18 protein-coding genes are annotated in these 15,817 nt (G+C 72.1%); 8 read left to right on the top strand and 10 right to left on the bottom strand.

All coding sequences use genetic code 11. The annotated features are described in order from the left end of the window. The first annotated feature begins 227 nt into the window (after window positions 1–227). A complete protein-coding gene (locus AB0B35_RS21535) occupies window positions 228–917 on the top strand; it encodes a hypothetical protein (protein ID WP_361048200.1) in 690 nt (229 codons plus the stop codon). Between the two features lie 68 nt (window positions 918–985). Next, complete coding sequence (locus tag AB0B35_RS21530; RefSeq protein ID WP_361048197.1) at window positions 986–1,867, top strand: hypothetical protein; 882 nt, start codon at window positions 986–988, stop codon at window positions 1,865–1,867. Window positions 1,868–1,882: 15 nt separating this feature from the next. On the opposite strand, the gene AB0B35_RS21525 is transcribed toward AB0B35_RS21530, so the two are convergent. From AB0B35_RS21525 to AB0B35_RS21510, 4 genes are all read right to left on the bottom strand, one after another. Then, a complete protein-coding gene (locus AB0B35_RS21525; protein ID WP_361048194.1) occupies window positions 1,883–2,497 on the bottom strand; it encodes a hypothetical protein in 615 nt (204 codons plus the stop codon). Window positions 2,498–2,751: 254 nt separating this feature from the next. After that, window positions 2,752–4,032, bottom strand: coding sequence for an Ig-like domain-containing protein (locus AB0B35_RS21520; RefSeq protein ID WP_361048192.1), 1,281 nt, complete (start codon window positions 4,030–4,032; stop codon window positions 2,752–2,754). A gap of 199 nt (window positions 4,033–4,231) precedes the next feature. Further along, window positions 4,232–5,434, bottom strand: a complete 1,203-nt coding sequence (locus AB0B35_RS21515; protein WP_361048189.1) for an aminoglycoside phosphotransferase family protein — start codon at window positions 5,432–5,434, stop codon at window positions 4,232–4,234. A gap of 477 nt (window positions 5,435–5,911) precedes the next feature. Next, complete coding sequence (locus AB0B35_RS21510; protein ID WP_361048186.1) at window positions 5,912–6,442, bottom strand: hypothetical protein; 531 nt, start codon at window positions 6,440–6,442, stop codon at window positions 5,912–5,914. 50 nt (window positions 6,443–6,492) lie between these two features. On the opposite strand from AB0B35_RS21510, the gene AB0B35_RS21505 reads away from it, so the two are divergent. Continuing rightward, the gene (locus AB0B35_RS21505) at window positions 6,493–7,407 is read left to right on the top strand and encodes a bile acid:sodium symporter family protein (RefSeq protein WP_361048183.1); all 915 of its coding nucleotides are present in this window, start codon (window positions 6,493–6,495) and stop codon (window positions 7,405–7,407) included. Between the two features lie 40 nt (window positions 7,408–7,447). Here AB0B35_RS21505 and AB0B35_RS21500 read toward each other — a convergent pair whose 3' ends face one another. Beyond that, complete coding sequence (locus tag AB0B35_RS21500) at window positions 7,448–7,714, bottom strand: hypothetical protein (protein WP_361048180.1); 267 nt, start codon at window positions 7,712–7,714, stop codon at window positions 7,448–7,450. A gap of 113 nt (window positions 7,715–7,827) precedes the next feature. Next, complete coding sequence (locus tag AB0B35_RS21495) at window positions 7,828–8,337, bottom strand: MarR family transcriptional regulator (protein ID WP_361048177.1); 510 nt, start codon at window positions 8,335–8,337, stop codon at window positions 7,828–7,830. Window positions 8,338–8,380: 43 nt separating this feature from the next. Here AB0B35_RS21495 and pip point away from each other — a divergent pair, with 43 nt between their 5' ends. After that, window positions 8,381–9,331 (top strand): prolyl aminopeptidase, encoded by a 951-nt coding sequence (pip, locus tag AB0B35_RS21490; protein WP_361048174.1) that lies wholly within the window; start codon window positions 8,381–8,383, stop codon window positions 9,329–9,331. Window positions 9,332–9,463: 132 nt separating this feature from the next. Here the strand turns inward: pip and AB0B35_RS21485 are convergent, their stop codons facing one another. The 3 genes from AB0B35_RS21485 to AB0B35_RS21475 all read right to left on the bottom strand — a co-directional run bounded on the left by AB0B35_RS21485 (window position 9,464) and on the right by AB0B35_RS21475 (window position 12,059). Further along, window positions 9,464–10,321, bottom strand: a complete 858-nt coding sequence (locus tag AB0B35_RS21485; protein WP_361048171.1) for a hypothetical protein — start codon at window positions 10,319–10,321, stop codon at window positions 9,464–9,466. 5 nt (window positions 10,322–10,326) lie between these two features. Next, window positions 10,327–10,848 (bottom strand): SigE family RNA polymerase sigma factor, encoded by a 522-nt coding sequence (locus AB0B35_RS21480; RefSeq protein WP_361048168.1) that lies wholly within the window; start codon window positions 10,846–10,848, stop codon window positions 10,327–10,329. Window positions 10,849–10,925: 77 nt separating this feature from the next. Then, complete coding sequence (locus tag AB0B35_RS21475) at window positions 10,926–12,059, bottom strand: DUF4872 domain-containing protein (protein WP_361048165.1); 1,134 nt, start codon at window positions 12,057–12,059, stop codon at window positions 10,926–10,928. Between the two features lie 261 nt (window positions 12,060–12,320). Between AB0B35_RS21475 and AB0B35_RS21470 the strand changes: the two genes are divergently transcribed. Beyond that, complete coding sequence (locus AB0B35_RS21470) at window positions 12,321–12,908, top strand: TetR/AcrR family transcriptional regulator (RefSeq protein WP_361048162.1); 588 nt, start codon at window positions 12,321–12,323, stop codon at window positions 12,906–12,908. Beyond that, a complete protein-coding gene (locus AB0B35_RS21465) occupies window positions 12,905–13,372 on the top strand; it encodes a GNAT family N-acetyltransferase (RefSeq protein WP_361048159.1) in 468 nt (155 codons plus the stop codon). The genes AB0B35_RS21470 and AB0B35_RS21465 overlap by 4 nt, the downstream gene beginning before the upstream one ends. 75 nt (window positions 13,373–13,447) lie before the next feature. Here AB0B35_RS21465 and AB0B35_RS21460 read toward each other — a convergent pair whose 3' ends face one another. Continuing rightward, on the bottom strand, window positions 13,448–14,269 hold the full coding sequence (locus tag AB0B35_RS21460; RefSeq protein WP_361048156.1) for a hypothetical protein: 822 nt from the start codon (window positions 14,267–14,269) through the stop codon (window positions 13,448–13,450). A 205-nt stretch (window positions 14,270–14,474) separates the two neighbouring features. On the opposite strand from AB0B35_RS21460, the gene AB0B35_RS21455 reads away from it, so the two are divergent. Together AB0B35_RS21455 and AB0B35_RS21450 are read left to right on the top strand one after the other, a co-directional pair. Next, window positions 14,475–15,071, top strand: coding sequence for a helix-turn-helix domain-containing protein (locus AB0B35_RS21455; protein WP_361048153.1), 597 nt, complete (start codon window positions 14,475–14,477; stop codon window positions 15,069–15,071). Window position 15,072: 1 nt separating this feature from the next. Then, on the top strand, window positions 15,073–15,804 hold the full coding sequence (locus AB0B35_RS21450; protein WP_361048150.1) for an SRPBCC domain-containing protein: 732 nt from the start codon (window positions 15,073–15,075) through the stop codon (window positions 15,802–15,804). The last annotated feature ends 13 nt before the right edge of the window (window positions 15,805–15,817 follow it).

Here is a 15,817-nt window from a genome sequence, read left to right as displayed (position 1 = left end):
CGTCCGGGCGGGTCCACCGGGACCCGCCCGGACGCTGTCCGGCGGCCGACCCGGGCAGGCCGACTCGATCCGAAGCCGACGAACCGCGTCCCACGGTGCCCGGCGATGCGCGGCGGCCCGTCGTGTGCCACGCTCGGCAACGACGCCGCGGATCCGCCGAGCCGGCCGCGGCCCGGATCATCCGGCGGGCAGGGGGCGAGATGTCGCGCAGTGGCGCGGAAACGGTCGTGACAGTGCCGGCGGGGGAGCGGGCGCTGATCGCCTGGGGTTTCCCGAGCGCGGGTATGGCCCTCGGCTGGCTGCTCAAGGCCGCCGCGGGCTGGATCGCCGGATTGTCCTGGGCGCCGTTCCAGGGTCCGTTCAAGCTGGTCGCGGAGATCCCCGAGCCGTGGGCCACGATCGGTGCGCTCGTGCTGGGCCTGGTCGCCGGGTTGCTGCTGGTGCTGACCGCGATCGGTGAGCGGCTCACGGTGACGGTGACCGACGGGACGGCGGTGCTGGCCCGCGTCGACGGCCCGTCGCGTACGGTCGCCCGCGCCGACGTGGCCGCGGTGTTCGTCGACGGCAAGCAGTTGGTGCTGCAGGGCGCGGACGGCTGGGAGCACGCCCGTGAGGCCTCCGACCTGCGTGCCGCCGACCTGCGGGCGGCGTTCGCGGCGCACGGTTACCCGTGGCGCGACGAGGGCGACCCGCACGGCGCGCTGTTCCGGCTCTGGGTGCCCGATCTGCCGGGCCTGCCCGCGGGCGCGGGCGCGCTGCTGACGGCCCGCGCGAAGGCGCTGTCCAAACGCGAGGAGACCGAGTCGGCGGTGCTGCGCGAGGAGCTGCGTCGGCTGGGTGTGCTGGTGCGCGACGAGCAGCGCCGGCAGTACTGGCGGGTGGCCACCCCGCCCGGCTCGGGAGATCATGTCGGCTAAGGCGGCAACCGGGACCCACCACGATGCGTCGATGAAATGACATGCACCGCCGAACCGGGGGAGCGCTCATGAACCGCCCATCGATCCATCTCGCCGCGGGTCCACTCGCCGCGCTGCTCGTGCTCGCCGGGTGCGCGCCCGTGCCGTCGCCCGAACCCGCCGGCACGGTGCCGCTCGTCGGCGCGGCGTCCCCGGCGGCCGACGCCGCGGCACAGCTCGCCAGGTTCGCCGGCTTTCCGGTGGACCGCAGACCGCGGCCGATCCTGCTGCTCGGCGGCCGGGTACGGGAGTACGGCTACACCACCGGTGACGCGAAGATCGCCGTGTCGCAGGGGCGGCTGAAGCTGCAGGCGCAGCTGCCCGACGGCCCGGCGACGGTCAGCGCAGTGCTGTCCGACGGTGCCTTCGAGCTGCCCGCGATCAGCTCCCGGCAGGCGTACGACCTGCTCACCGCCGTCGGTGACCCCGCGTCGGCGCCCGATGTCAGCCCGCCGCCGCTGCTGATCACGAAGGTGGCGCTCGGCACGGCCGAGTTCGGCACCGACCGCGGCACGCGGATGCTGCCCGCGTGGCTGTTCACCGCGCCGGAGTCGATCCAGCCGTTGGCCGTCGCCGCTGTGGCCGACACCGCGTTCTGGCCGGTGGAGCACGCGGACGGGGTGCTGAACCCGGCAGGGCTCGCCGCGGACGGAGTGACGCTGACCCTGCGCCTGCCTGCCCCCGGCCCGCCCTGCCCCGGGCAGCCGGTGCAGGAGTACACGGCAGAGGTGGTGGAGTCGGCGCAGGCCGCCGTCGTGCGGCTGCGGATCGCCGCCAAGTCCCCCGCCGCCACCGCGGGCGGTGAGGGCTGCGTACGGGACGCGATGCTGCGTACCGCGCTGTACACCGTGCGGCTGGCGCAGCCGCTGGGCAACCGGGTGCTGCTGGGGGCGTCCGGCGACGTGCCCTGACCGGCCCGCTGACCGTCACGGAAGCAGGCGACGGCGGCGGTAGAGCGGGAAGGCCAGCACGACGACCAGCGAGAGCAGCGGCGCGGGTGAGCCGAACAGCGCCCGCCAGAGCACGAAGTCGAGGACCGGGACCGCGACCGCGGCCCAGTACAGCCAGGTCGGGAAGGTCGGCGTGCGCCACCGCGGGTCGGCCCACGGGGTGTGCCGCCAGGGTTTGGCGACCGACAGCCAGGCCTGCCCGGCGATCGCCGAGGCCATCAGCGCCGACGCGGCGATCAGTGGACCAGCGTCGGCGGTCGCGCCGCCCGCCAGCGCGTCCAGGCGCGGGCTGAGCACGGCGATGCCCACGTACAGCTGGGTCAGGGTGACGGCGAACTTGGCCAGCACCCACCAGTAGCGCAGGTAACCCCAGGCCGTCAGGGCCGACAACATCAGGCCGGTGAACGCCGACGAGGTCGCCAGGTGCGCCAGCAGTTGCTTGTCGAGGACGCGGGCAGCCTCGTGACCGGCCGGGGTTCCGGTGATCAGCAGCACGCACAGGCACAGCGCCAGGGTCATCCAGCCGATCGAGGTGACGGCGTGCAGCCATACCAGCGTCTGCCGCCCCCACTGCCCACTTCTGCGTGCCATGCGGCCCAGCCTCGCCCTTGCCGCCGGGGGCCCGCATCAGGGACGCGACCCTGACCGGACCCGGAGACGGGGCCGCCCTCGGTGCCGGAGGCGACCCGAGGGCGGGGGCGGGGACGGGTGGTTCTGGGTGGCCCCGGTTCACCGCGCCGTTGAGGCGAACCCGGGCCGACGTGTTCCAGTGTGCGTAAAAGCAGGTCCCGACCGCAGCTGGCGTCGGTCGGGACCTGCGTATGACGAAAGTCAGGTGGCCCGGGTCACGCCGTCGGGGACACGCTCGGCGACGGCTGCGCCGACGCGGACGGGTCGGGGGAGCCGAGCGCGGCCAGCTCCGGCGGGATCGGCAGGGCGCTGCCCTTCATGTAGTCCTCCCAGCCCACGGACCACGCCGTCCAGCCGTTGGCGGGCTTGATCTTGCGCTCGGTGCCCTTCACGGTGACCGGCGTGCCGATGCTGGTCAGGTTGAACAGGTAGACGGCGTTGGCCGTGGACACGTTCACGCAGCCGTGCGACACGTTGCGTACGCCCTGGTGCTGCACCGACCACGGCGCGGCGTGGATGTACTCGCCACCCCAGGTCAGGCGCTGGGCGTACTCGATGTTGACGACGTAGCGGTCGACGTTGCCCGGGTCGTCGGTGGTGTCGAAGACCGTCTTGCGCTGCTTGTCCATGATCACCATGGTTCCGGACGACGACGGCGTCTTCGTCTTGCCCAGGCTGACCGGGATCGTCTTGACCACCACGTCGTTCTTGAACACCTGCATGCGCTTGTTCGCGTTGTCGACGATCAGCTCGATCTTCTCCTTGGCGATGTTGCCGACGCCGGAGCGGTCGGCGTCGCCGTAGCGGCCGTCGCCCATCGGCACGCCCTCCAGCGCCGCCCGCACGGTGATCTTCGTGCCGGTCTGCCAGTACTGCGGGCCGCGGTACATCACCTGCAGCGAGCTCGACCAGTGCCAGATGCCCGGCTGCGGCGGCTCGACCTTGACGAACAGGCGGCGCTCCACGGCGGCCCGCGCCGACACCGGCACCGGCTTGGTGAACTCGATGACCACCGGCATCGCCACGCCGTAGGTGCGGTCGGAGAACAGGTAGAGCCCCGCGCCGGTCGTCTTGCCCGGCTTGCCCATCGTCGTGAACGACGTCTTCTTCTCCATGGTCGTGCCGTCCGGGCCGACCGCGACGACCGTCGCCGAGTACTTCTTGCCGTACTTGAGCGGCTTGCTCGGCACCCATGACGAGCCGTCGGCGCGCATGCTGCCCGCCACCTTGGCGCCGACCGAGTCGGTCATCGTCACGGACTTCACCTCGCCGCCGCTGACCTTGGTGCCGATCTCGGCGCTCACCGGCTGGTTCTTGGCCGCTTCGGCGGGCGTGACCGCCAGCGCCAGCGGTTCCGTGCTCGCGGGCGCGGGCACCGGGGCCGACTGCGTGGGTGCCACGAAGGACGGCGTCTCGCCGCCGTCCTTCGTACACGCGGTCAGGGCCAGCGGTGCGACCACCGCCAGCACCAGTGCCATCGCGCTCCTGCGCGCCATCGTGCTCAGGCTCATCGCCGCCTACCCCGCTCCCCAGATCCACACATCGCGGAACATCCTGCCGCATCGCCCAAACGTTCCGTGAGCCCTGTTCGGTTCCTTCGGGACCAGCCGGATGGGGTAGAGATCGCCCACCATCTCGGATCATGACATCGGCCCGCGCCGTGCGCGGCACGTTCGGCGGCTCAGGCGGCGGCGCTCAGGCAGCGGCCTGCGCCAGCCAATACGGCACGTCGTCGGCGTGGTACGGCCATTCCGACGGTTCGATGGCGTCGAGGAACCCGGCGTACGCGGCGGCGTTGCGCAGCGCGACCAGCGGCTCCATCAACTCGACCGCCCGTTCGGGGTCGCAGCCGGGCACGGCCGCCCGCCAGGCCCGGCTCCACGCCTGCCGCAGCGGCCCCGGGTCGGCGACCCGCTCGCACATGCGCAGCAGGTCGATCGCCGGGTGGCCGATCACGGCGTCACCCCAGTCGATGACGTGCAACCGTTCGTCGGTGCCGCGCACGTTGCCGGGGTGGAAGTCGCCGTGCGCCAGCGTGTCCGGCAGCCCGCAGGCGGCGAGCGCGGCCAGCCGCTCGTCCAGCCCGTCCAGCAGCGCGGCCAGCCGAAAACGAGGGTCGGCCGCCGTTGTGGGCGGCTCGGTCGATGTCGAGGCCGGGCCCGCTCCGTCGCGGGCGACGACCGCGCGCAGGCGTTCGGCCAGCAGGGGCGAGCGCTGGTCGGGCACGCCGAGGGCGAGCAGTTCGGCGACCCGCGCCGTCGCCGTGACCTGGACGGGGTGCAGCAGGGACAGCATGGTGAGCCGCTCGCCGGTGGGCGCGCTGTAGCGGTCGGTGCCGGGCAAGTCGTCGAGCAGGACCCGGCCGCTGTCGGCGGCGAGGGGGGCGGGTGCGGTGCCGGGGCAGTGTTCGGCCAGCCAGCCCAGCACGGCGGCTTCGTGGGCGAAGAAGACGGGGACCTGCTTGAGCCATACCGGCGTGGTGTCGGTCTCCAGCCGCCAGATCGCGGACAGGTTCCAGGTGCGCTGCTGGGCGACTCCGGTCAGCGTCCGCCCGCGGGCGGCCAGGGCGTCGGCGGCCCAGGCGAGGCTGGCGGCGGGGCCGCCGATCTCGGCGTACGGCGCGCGGCGCGGGTGCGGCACGAGCGCGGCGGCCGCCGGGCGCACCGGGCCGGGATCACCGGCGACCTCGGCCAGGTAGGTGACCTTGCCGCCGGGCGGGGCGGGCTGGTCGGCGTGGAGCAGGCGCAGCACGGTCACGTCGACGCCGTGGTGGTCGCGTGCCCCGCCGACGACGCCGGAGACCTCCTGCCACCAGGGCACTTCCACCGCGTACGGCGGCAGTGCCCCCAGCACCGTTCCGGCCGGGTCCACCAGCACCAGCGTCACGATTCGTCCCACGCCGCGGACCCTACCGCCGCCCGTCTGCCCCGTCGCCGGGTTTTCGTCGCACCTCCCCAGGTCGCGCCCTGGCTTTCCACAGGTCGTGAAGTGGGCCTCTACCGCCGGGAGAGCGAGGAGACGGTCGGGCATGTGATCGGGTGGGGCGCTACCGCACGCCCGAGCGGTGTTGTCCAATAGAGACGGCGACGCTGCTGTCGCGGCTGCCGAGACGGCGGTCGCAGGCCTGGTCGGCATCCGCGAGACCGTCGACTCGCCCGGCTTCGGGATCGGAGTCCGCGAGGAGCGGCCTCACCCAGGACAAGGCCGTCGAACGCACTCGCGAGCAGCACCTGGCCATCCTCGACGCGATCACCGCCCGTCGCCCGGAGCTGGCCCAGTCCTGGGCCCTCATCCACGTCGCCGGTGTCGAGGAGTGGCTTCGCCGAGCCCTCTGGCCTGCCCTGGCCTGCCGGTCGCCCGGTCGGCCACCACAGATCAGAGCGTGAAGGCGTAGACCAGTGCGGCCAGGGCGCAGGCCAGCAGTGAGATGCCGGCGCCGGCGCCGGTGGTCGCGCTCGGCGGGATGCCGCGCCTGCGGGCCAGCGGGGTGGCTCCGGCGGCGACCAGGGTCATCGCCACCGCCAGCGGGAACAGGATCGGGCTCTGCAGCGGCCCGGCCAGCGGGATGAAGTGCACGCCGACCACGAGGCAGACCCACGGGGCGATCAGCTCGCGCTTGCCGCGCAGGCCGAGCACGAGCGCACCGCCCGCCGCGGCGACGAGTTCGATCCCGACGATGATGCCGTACCGGCGCATCGCGCCCGGCTCGCTCAGCGCGGACCCGTCGGACCAGTGCTGCCAGGCCAGGATGCCGCCGATAACCGAGACCAGGATGCTTACGCCGCCGGCGAGGCCGAGCCGCTTCTTCCAGGCCTGCGGCGGGGCCTCCTGCGCCCAGCCGAACCAGGCCGAGGCGAAGAAACCGAAGATCAGGGCGGTCATCGCGGCGTCGCGTACGTGGTTCATCGCCGGCTCCCCATGGGCGAGGAGTCTGCCACGTCGGCTGTCCGGCTGATGTGTCGCCGGTCACAGGCCATGAAGAATCCTCGGCTATGGATTCAGTGCTGACCCAGGTGTTCCTGCCCGTCGCCCTCGGCATCGTGATGCTCGGCCTCGGCCTCGGGCTCACCGTCGCCGACTTCAAGCGGATCGTGGTGTTCCCGAAAGCGGTGCTGGTGGCGCTGGTGTGCCAGGTGCTGCTGCTGCCCGCCGTGTGTTTCGGGCTGGTCCTGCTGCTCGACCTGGATCCGACCCTGGCCGCGGGCATGATGCTGCTGGCCGCGTCGCCCGGCGGCACCACCGCGAACCTGTACAGCCACCTGTTCGGCGGCAACGTGGCGCTCAACGTCACGCTGACGGCGGTGAACTCCGTGCTGGCGATCTTCACGTTGCCGCTGGTGGTGAACTTCGCGCTGAACCACTTCCTGTCCGGCACCGACCAGATCGGGCTGCAGTTCGGCAAGTCGCTGCAGGTGTTCGCGATCGTGCTGATCCCGGTCGCGATCGGCATGTTCATCCGCAGCCGCTCGGTCGACTTCGCCGACCGGATGCACCGCCCGGTGCGTTTGCTGTCCGTGGTGGTGCTGGTGCTGGTCATCATCGGCACGCTGGTGTCCGAGCGGGACAACATCGCCGACTACTTCGCCGACGCGGGCCTGGTCGCGCTGCTGTTCAACGTGATCAGCCTGGGTGTCGGCTACTTCCTGCCGCGCCTGGCCGGGCTCGACCGCGCGGACTCGGTCGCCGCCGCGATGGAGATCGGCATCCACAACGGCACGCTGGCCATCTTCATCGCCACGACGCTGCTGGCGAGCACGGCGCTGGCGGTGCCGGCCGCGGTGTACAGCATCATCATGTTCTTCACCGCGGCCGCCTTCGGCTACCTGGTCCGGCCCACCCGGGTGACAGCCGAACCGGCCCTGGAGAGCTGATGCCGTACGCCGGCGTCCTGCCTCGGGAGGGCGCCGGCGGTCAGGTGGCCGTGGCCGGGTATCCGCCGGAGACGGTCCAGAACTCGACGGCCTTGCCGACGAACTCGTGCACGTAGCCGCAGGCCATGCAGATCACGCCGAGCGACGAGCGGTTGGCCCACGCCAGGTCGAACAACTCCAGGCCGGGTGTGTTGAGCAGGATCTCTCGGCTGGTGAATTCGCGCTGCCCGCAGACCAGGCAGGTGAACCGGCGGCCGGCCACGGTCACCAGCGCGCTGCGATGCCTCTTGCCTTTGCTCGTCCCCATGCCGCGAAGGGTAAGGACACCTGGCAACAGGCCATGCCAGCCCTCGCCCCGCCTCGACGATCCTGCGTGACCTGTGGGTGCGACCCGCACTTTCCGCTCGAATGGGCAACAGTTCACGCAAGATCGTCGCGATCCTGGGGCGGGGGTGGGGTGGGGAGGCCTGCGTCGGCGATGCGTTGGCGGAAGGGGCGGCGGGTGAGGGCGGTGGTGAGTTCGGTGAGGAGGTCCACCAGGGGCATGGAGAGTTCGGTGTCCAAAGTGCGCATCGCCGCGGTGGTGGCCGACCACTCGGCGGTCACCAGGGGCAGCAGTTCGTGGGCCTTGGTGGTGAGGCTGACGAGGCGTTGGCGGGCGTCGGTGCCGGGGGTCAGGTCGACCAGGCCCGCGCGGTTCATCTGGGCCACCGTCTGGCTGGCCGCGGAGTGGGTGACGCCGACGGTCCGGGCCAGGTCGCGGATCGGCATCGGCCCCTGTGTCTGCAGCGCGCGGACCACGGGGGAGTAGCGCGGGCGGTAGTCGGCCAGGTCGCGTTCGGCGTAGACCTTCGCCACGTCGCCGTCGAGCAGTTCCAGCACGTGCCGCAGCAGGGTGCCGACCGCTTCGCGTTCCGGGAGAGGAGCCATGCTAGAAACATAACAGCACTGTTGTATTTTCTGGGAGGTGGCTATGCACCCGCAGACCGAGCCGTACGACAGCGGCCTGCTCGACGTCGGCGACGGCAACCTCGTCCACTGGGAGGTCTGCGGCAACCCCGACGGCAAACCCGCGGTCGTGCTGCACGGCGGCCCCGGCTCCGGGGCGACCCCGGGCTGGCTGCGCTACTTCGACCCGGCCGCCTACCGGGTGGTGCTCGCCGACCAGCGCGGCTGCGGCCGCAGCACGCCCAGCGCCGGCGACCCGGCCACGGACCTGAGCGTCAACACCACCCACCACCTGATCCGCGACCTCGAACAGCTGCGCGTCCACCTGGGCATCGAGCGCTGGCTGGTGCTCGGCGCGTCCTGGGGCTGCACCCTCGCGCTGGCCTACGCGCAGCGCCACCCGACGTCCGTGTCCGAACTGGTGCTGTTCAGCCTCACCAACACGACCCACCGGGAGGTCGACTGGGTGACCCGGCAGATGGGGCGCATCCTGCCGGAGGAGTGGGCCCGGTTCCGGGACGGTGTGCCCGAGGCCGACCGCGACGGCAACCTCGCCGCGGCGTACGCCCGGCTGCTGGCCGACCCGGACCCGGCCGTGCGTGACAAGGCGTCGCGGGACTGGTGCACCTGGGAGGACCAGCACGTCGCCATCGCCACCGGCTTCGAGGCCGACCCGCGTTTCGAGGACCCCGGGTTCCGGATGACCTTCGCCCGGCTGGTCACCCACTACTGGGCCAACGCGGCGTTCCTGGCCGACGGCGAGCTGCAGGCCAACGCGGGCAAGTTGGCGGGCATCCCGGGGGTGCTGGTGCACGGGCGCCTGGACATCAGCGGCCCGGCCGACATCGCCTGGAACCTCGCCCAGGCCTGGCCCGACGCCGAGCTGACCCTGGTCGACCGGGCTGGGCACGGCTCCCGGGGCGGTATCGGCGACGTCGTGCTCGCCGCCGTGGCCCGCTTCGCGACCCGCCGCTGAGCGCACCTGCCGCCGCGCACGCTGCGCCGCCGAGCGCACCCCGCAAGATCGACGGACTTGCCTGGCACGTGGGCGAAAGCGTGCTCAAGATACGCCCAGGTGCCAGGCAAGTCAGTCGATCTTGCGGGCGGGTCAGTCGACCGTGGGTTCCGCCACGGTCACGGGGGTGCCGTAGGCGCTGAACTCGACGACCACGTGCGTGCCGGCGGGCCCCGGCTGACCGCCGGGCTTCTGCCAGACGGCGTTGCGGTCGTAGACGACGCCGGAGATGCGGCCGTCGGCGTCGAGCGTCACGTCTCCGTTGACGGTCTCGCTGACCTGGAGGGGCTGGAGCTGCTGCGCGGTGTACTCGAAGTGCAGCAGGTTCGGCCCGGTCTGGGTGACGACCGCACCGGCCTGGGTCAGCGCCGCCAGCAGTTCCGCGGGGTCGGTGGTGCTGCCCAGCGGGCCGTCCAGCAGCGGTCGGCCGCCGAGGTTGTCGTGCGTGCCCGGCCGTCGGGTCCAGTGCCAGATGCCGTCGACTCCGCTCTCTCCGACGTACTGGACGCCGTTGACCAACCGCTCCTCGCCGGCACCGGCACCTCCGCCCAAGGGTGTGCGCAGGTAGCCGGTCCGGGCCGCCGGGTCGAACGCCCCGGTGGAGACCACGGCGGCGGCCTCTGGCGTGGTGGTCGAAGTGAGCGTGATCTTCAGCTGATAGCTGGTGCTCTGGCTCGCCGTGATCGCCGCCACCAGCCGCGTGCCCGGGTCGGCCGCGGCCACCGAGGCGGGCGGGCTCTCGGCGATCACGCCCCCACCGGAGGGCTGGTTCACGGCGGCGACGGCGGCCACCGCACCCACGGCCAGGACGGCCAGTGACGCGCCGGTCAGCGCCGTACGCCGGTGGCGGGCCCGCCGCCCGCGGCTCAGCAGCCGCTGCGTCGGCGGTGCCGAGGCGGCCTGGCCGGCCAGTTCGTGCAGGCTCCCGGAGAGCCTGTCGAGATCGTTCATCTGCCTCACCTCATGCTCGGGATTGCCGGTTCGGACATCGAGTGCCTGAGCTTGGCCAAGGCCTTGGCGTGCTGGCTCTTGACGGTGCCCGGCGAGCAGCCGAGCACCCGGGCGATCTCACGTTCGGGCAGGTCCTCGTAGTGCCGCAGCACCACGACCGCGCGCTGCCTGGGTGGCAGCGCCCGCAGGGCCTCGCGCACCACCAGAGCCTGCGTGCTGACGACGTTCCCGACCGGACCGGGCCGGTCGGGAACGTCGGAGACGAGGCTCTCCCGGCGCCGGCGGCGCCAGATCGAGGTGTGGTTGTTCACCACCACCTTGCGCAGGTACGCGTGCAGTTCGTCGCTTCGCGACAGCCGGTGCCAGCGTTCGTAGATCTTGACCAGGCTGTCCTGGAGGAGTTCCTCCGCCTGCCACCGGTCACCGGTCAGCAGGAGGGCCAGCCGAAGGTGCCGTTGCCAGGCGAGCTCGACGAAGGCCGCAAACGCCTGGTCGCCCTTGCTGAGGGCCTTGGTTCGTTCGGTCACGGTCCTTCCACGGTCCGGACTCCTGCCCGGTTGCCCGGTCTGGGCTGCTTTCTCGCCGGATCGCGCCCGTCCTGCCGTCAGCCCGTGGTCAGATGCCCGATCGCGGCACGTTCGGCGGACAGCGCGGTGTCGACGAGGGCGGCGGCGTGGTCGCACCAGGCGCGCAGGTCGTCAGCGGACGCTGTGCCCGCGGCGTGGGCGGCGAGCGCCGACCAGGTCTGCCCGGATTCGCGGAAAAGTGCCGCGGCAGCGGTGAGAGCCGGGGCGGCGAGCAACTCCGCGGCCTCGTCGAGGAAGTCGGCGTAGAGCGGGCGGGTCGCGCCGGGGGCGGTGTAGTCCCGTTCCATGCAGTCGGCCAGCCGCCGCATGGCGTGTGCGTGTCCGGCCGGGTCGCCGAAGCGCCTGGCCCATCCCTTGCGGGTACGGGTGTCGCGCAGTTCGGCGGCGAGCTTGGCCATGCCGGAGAAGCCGAAGTTGACGTCGAAACTGTTGCCCAGCACCGGCCCGGTGAGGTGCGCGACCGTGGTGCGCAGCGCATCGTGGACGGCGGGCCGCAGGTCCGGGCCGGATGCTGGGGCGACACCGCGTCCGGGTTCGGCCGAGATGGAGAGGAGCTGGTGGCGGCCCTGGCGGTGGGACGTCCAGGCGGCGGCGAAGTCCGCCAGGGACAGGTTCCGCGTGCCGTGGGGCGGGTCGAGCACGGTGAGCGTGTCGACGGTGAGCGCCGTGACCGCGACGGTGTACGGCTCCGCCGCGCTGAACGGCGCCGGCTGCTGCCACGGCAGTCGGCCCCGGTCGACCAGGCACGACGCGGGCTGCCCGGTGTCGAGCGCGGTCCGGAGCCGGTCCACGGCGGCCTTCGCCGAGGTCCCGTTGGTCTGCCGGTAGGCCACGCCGAGCCGGTCGAGCACGGCGGGCGCCCAGGGCTGCGGGTGGTGCTGGGCGACGATGGTGAGCAGCGGGTGGGGCACGGTGTCGTACTCGAAGACGGCGTACATGAAGCCGATGCCGCCGCCCAGCCCGCACACCATGGCCTCGGACAGCGGCCGCCCGGCGGCGGCGAGCAGGTGCCCGACCAGCACGGACTCGCGATGCTGTCCGGCGGCGGTGACGACGGGGCCGGCAAGCCGGCGGGCCGCGGTGGTGAAGCTCTCGCCGGTGCGATCCATGCGCTCCCGGACGAGCTTCTTGAAGTTCCTGCGTGCAGTCATGACGACGTCCTCCGCGACGACGCTGCGCCCCGCCCACGCCGGTGACGCGTCCGTCGCTGAAAGAGGGTTTCCAGCTGCACAGGCGGTCCCGCCCGCGATGAGATCGTCACCTTCGCCCCCGCGTCGCCGGCGCGCGTGGGGCACCGGTCAGGAGGTATGGCGTACGGGCACGCCGTGCGCATCGTAACCCCTGGACAGGCGGGAGGCGAGCTTGATAACGTAACGGCTGTTACGTAACGGCCGTGATGAAACGGAGCGGGTGTGCCGCGACAGGTCGACCACGACGAGCGCCGCGAGCAGCTTTCCGCCGCCGTGTGGCAGGTGGTCAGCGAACACGGGCTCGACGGGCTGACCCTGCGCGCGGTCGGCGACGCCGCCGGCTGCACCACGGGCCGCGTGGCGCACTACTTCCGCGACAAGAACGCGCTGCTCACCCACGCCCGCGACGTCATGCACCGGCGCATGGCCGCGCGCATCGACGCCCTTGGCGACTTCGGCAGCCCCCGGGAGCGGCTGCGAGCGGTGCTACGGGAAGGGGTGCCGCTCGACGAGGAGCGGCGGCTGAACTCGACCATCTGGGCCTACTTCCTGATGGCGGCGCGCACCGATCCGGTGCTGCTGGCCGAACACGTGGTCCGGCACGAGTCATGGATCAGGCGGCTGACCGGGCTGCTGCGCGACGCGTACGCCGTACCCCCGGATGATCTGGAACTTCGGGCGCGCAACCTGGTCGCGCTGCTGGAGGGGCTGGCGCTGTGCGGGGTGGCCACGCCCGACCTCTACCCGCCGGACCTGCTGGTCAGGGCCGTCGATAACCACCTCGACCTGCTGCTGGGAGCCAAGGAATGAGCACGGAGACCGCGACCATGGAGATCATCGAGGTGTCGCCGGACGACGCGCGGCTGGCGCCGTTGGTCGGCGCGATGCGTGTCGAGCTGGACGCGCTCTACCCCGAGGAGATCGACTTCGACCACCCGACCGTCAAGGAAGCGGCCCGATTCCTGCTGGTGCTCGCCGACGGAGCGGCGATCGGGTGCTGCGCGGTGCAGCCGCTCGGCGGGGGCGAGGCGGAGCTCAAGCGCATGTACGTCGATCCGGCCTGGCGCGGGCGCGGCATCGCCCGGCGGCTGATGACCGAGGCCGAGGCGCTCGCGGTCCGGGTCGGCGCGCACCGGTTCAAGCTGGAGACCGGTGTACGCCAGCCGGAGGCGATCGCCGTGTACGAGCGCGCCGGTTTCACCCGCATCCCCAACTACCCGCCGTACGACCGCTGGGAGATGAGCGTCTGCTACGCCAAGCCGCTCCTGCCCTGATCAGTGGGCGGTAGGCGTTAACAAGGGCACCTTCTACAACGCGGAGCGTTGAGAAGGTGCCCTTCCTTCACACCCCTAGGCGGGGCAGGGTTCGAGGTCGTGGCCGGCGGAGCGTTCCTGTGCGGGCAGGCCGATGTGGGCGGCGACGACGCGTTCGGGCACGCCGTCGGCGAGGCTGTCGGCGAGCGCGCGTTCGCGTACCGCCAGCAGGCGCTCCGTGTTGTGCTCCAGGACGCGGTCGAGCAGGGTCAGTTGGGCCAGCAGGCCGCTGTCGGCATCGGACGGCGGGCTCGCCTCCGCGGCGGCCAGGGCCGCGGCGACCTCGTCCGTGGTCACCCCGCCCAGCTCGGCGACGTCGGTCAGCGGCCAGCCGTGGTGGTGGGTCAGGATCGCGGCGAACAGGATGCGCGAGGCCTCGTTGGCGGCCCGGTAGCCGTCCACGAAACGCAGCCAGTGAGCGCAGTACGCGAGCCGCTCGGTGGGGTCGTCGGGCAGGTTCAGGTCCACCGGGGCGGCCGGGAGCAAGCGCAGCGCCTTGTCGTAGGCCAGCGACAGCAGCTCACGCAGCTGCACCGCGACCTGTTGGCGTTCGGCCAGGTCGCGGGCGGTGGCGCCGTCGGTGGTCAGCCCGGTCCACTCTAGAATGACCGCGGCGCGCGGGCCGCAGGCGCGGTGGCCGCAGATGACCTCGGCGATGTCGGCCGCGGTCCAGTTCTCGTGGCGCACCAGGGACAGGGCGGCCTGGTCGCGGGCGACGAGGGCGCGGCGGTACTTGTGGCGTAGGTCCATGGTGAGGGTGCAGACGTCCAGCGCGCCCCGGGCGATCTCCTGACGCTCCAGCAGCGCGATCTGCCGGCTGAGTTCCGGCACGCTGATATCGGCGATCGGGTTCGTCATGCCCTCGACGCTAACGCTCAGTAGCGGAGACCTCTACGATCTGGTGATCATTTGTGGGGTTTCTGACTCCCGTCAGGTCCGCACTCACCCCGAAGGTCACCTCTGCCCGGTTCGCCCCTCCAGCAACTCTTGAAGACTTGCGGCAAGGGGAGGCGGGGCAGGTCCAGGCTTGACAAAAAAATTTGTCGGTAGCAGGATACGGGACATGTTCGATGTTGCGGTGATCGATGATGCGGCGGCGGCCGAGGCGTCGCTGGATCCGATCCGGGCCAAGTTGCTGGCTGCCCTGGTGGAGCCGGGTTCGGCCACCTCGCTGGCGGCCAAGGTCGGCCAGCCCCGGCAGAAGGTCAACTACCACCTGCGCGAGCTGGAGCGGCACGGGCTGGTCGAGCTGGTCGAGGAGCGGCGCAAGGGCAACGTCACCGAGCGCGTGCTGCAGGCCACCGCCGCGTCCTATGTGATCTCGCCGATCGCGCTGTCGGCGGTGCAACCCGACCCGGGCCGCGCGCCCGACCGGCTGTCCGCCCGCTGGCTGTTGGCGCTGGCCGCGCGGCTGGTGCGCGACATCGGCGAGCTGCTGACCGGCGCGGCCAAGGCGAACAAGCGGCTGGCCACGTTCGCGATGGACGGCACGGTGCGATTCGCGAGCCCGGCGCAGCGGTCCGCGTTCGCCGAGGAGCTGGCCGGCGCGGTCGCGGCGCTGGTCAGCAAGTACCACGACGAGCAGGCCGAGGGCGGGCGCGAGCACCGGATCATCGTCGCGGTGCATCCCAGCGTGACCCGCCCGGCCGAGGAGGACTGACATGGGCAAGGACTTCGAGATCACCGAGGAGTTGCCGGTCGACGCGACGCCGGAGCAGGTCTGGGACGCCATCGCGACCGGTCCGGGCATCGACTCGTGGTTCATGGGCCGCAACGACGTGGCACCGGGTCCCGGTGGCACGGTGAGCACGGCGTTCGGGGCGTACACCCCGACGCTGCCGATCACCGCGTGGGAGCCCGGACACCGCCTGGCGTACGGAGAGACGCCCGACCCCGACGGCCGCTTCGTGGCGTACGAGTTCCTGATCGAGGGCCGGGCCGGTGGCAGTGCCGTCGTGCGTACGGTGACCAGCGGCTTCCTGCCCGGCGACGACTGGGCCGACGAGTTCGAGGCGATGGGCCTGGGCGGGGCGCTGTTCCACCGCACCCTCGTCGAATACCTGACCTGGTTCCTCGGCCGCACCGCCCGCCCGGTCACCGTGTTCGGCCCGCCGGTCGGCGACTGGCCGCACGCCTGGCGGCTGCTGCACGGCGCGCTCGGCCTGCCGGACGCGCCGAAACCCGGCGACCCGGCCGTGTTCACGATCGACGGCGTCCCGCGCGACGGCACCGTCTACCAGGTCAGTGCCCAGACCCTGGCCGTACGCACCCCGGACGCGATGTACCGCTTCGTGCGCGGCTTCACCGGCTCGATGGTCGCCATGCACCACGTCTTCACCCCCACCGACGAATCCGCCGCCTGGCAGTCCTGGCTGGACGAGTTGTATGCCTGAGAAGGAGCACCCC

The sequence above is a fragment of the Catellatospora sp. NPDC049133 genome, from assembly GCF_040648455.1.
Lineage (GTDB): Bacteria > Actinomycetota > Actinomycetes > Mycobacteriales > Micromonosporaceae > Catellatospora > Catellatospora aurea.
This window is presented reverse-complemented; position numbering and strand designations above follow the sequence as displayed.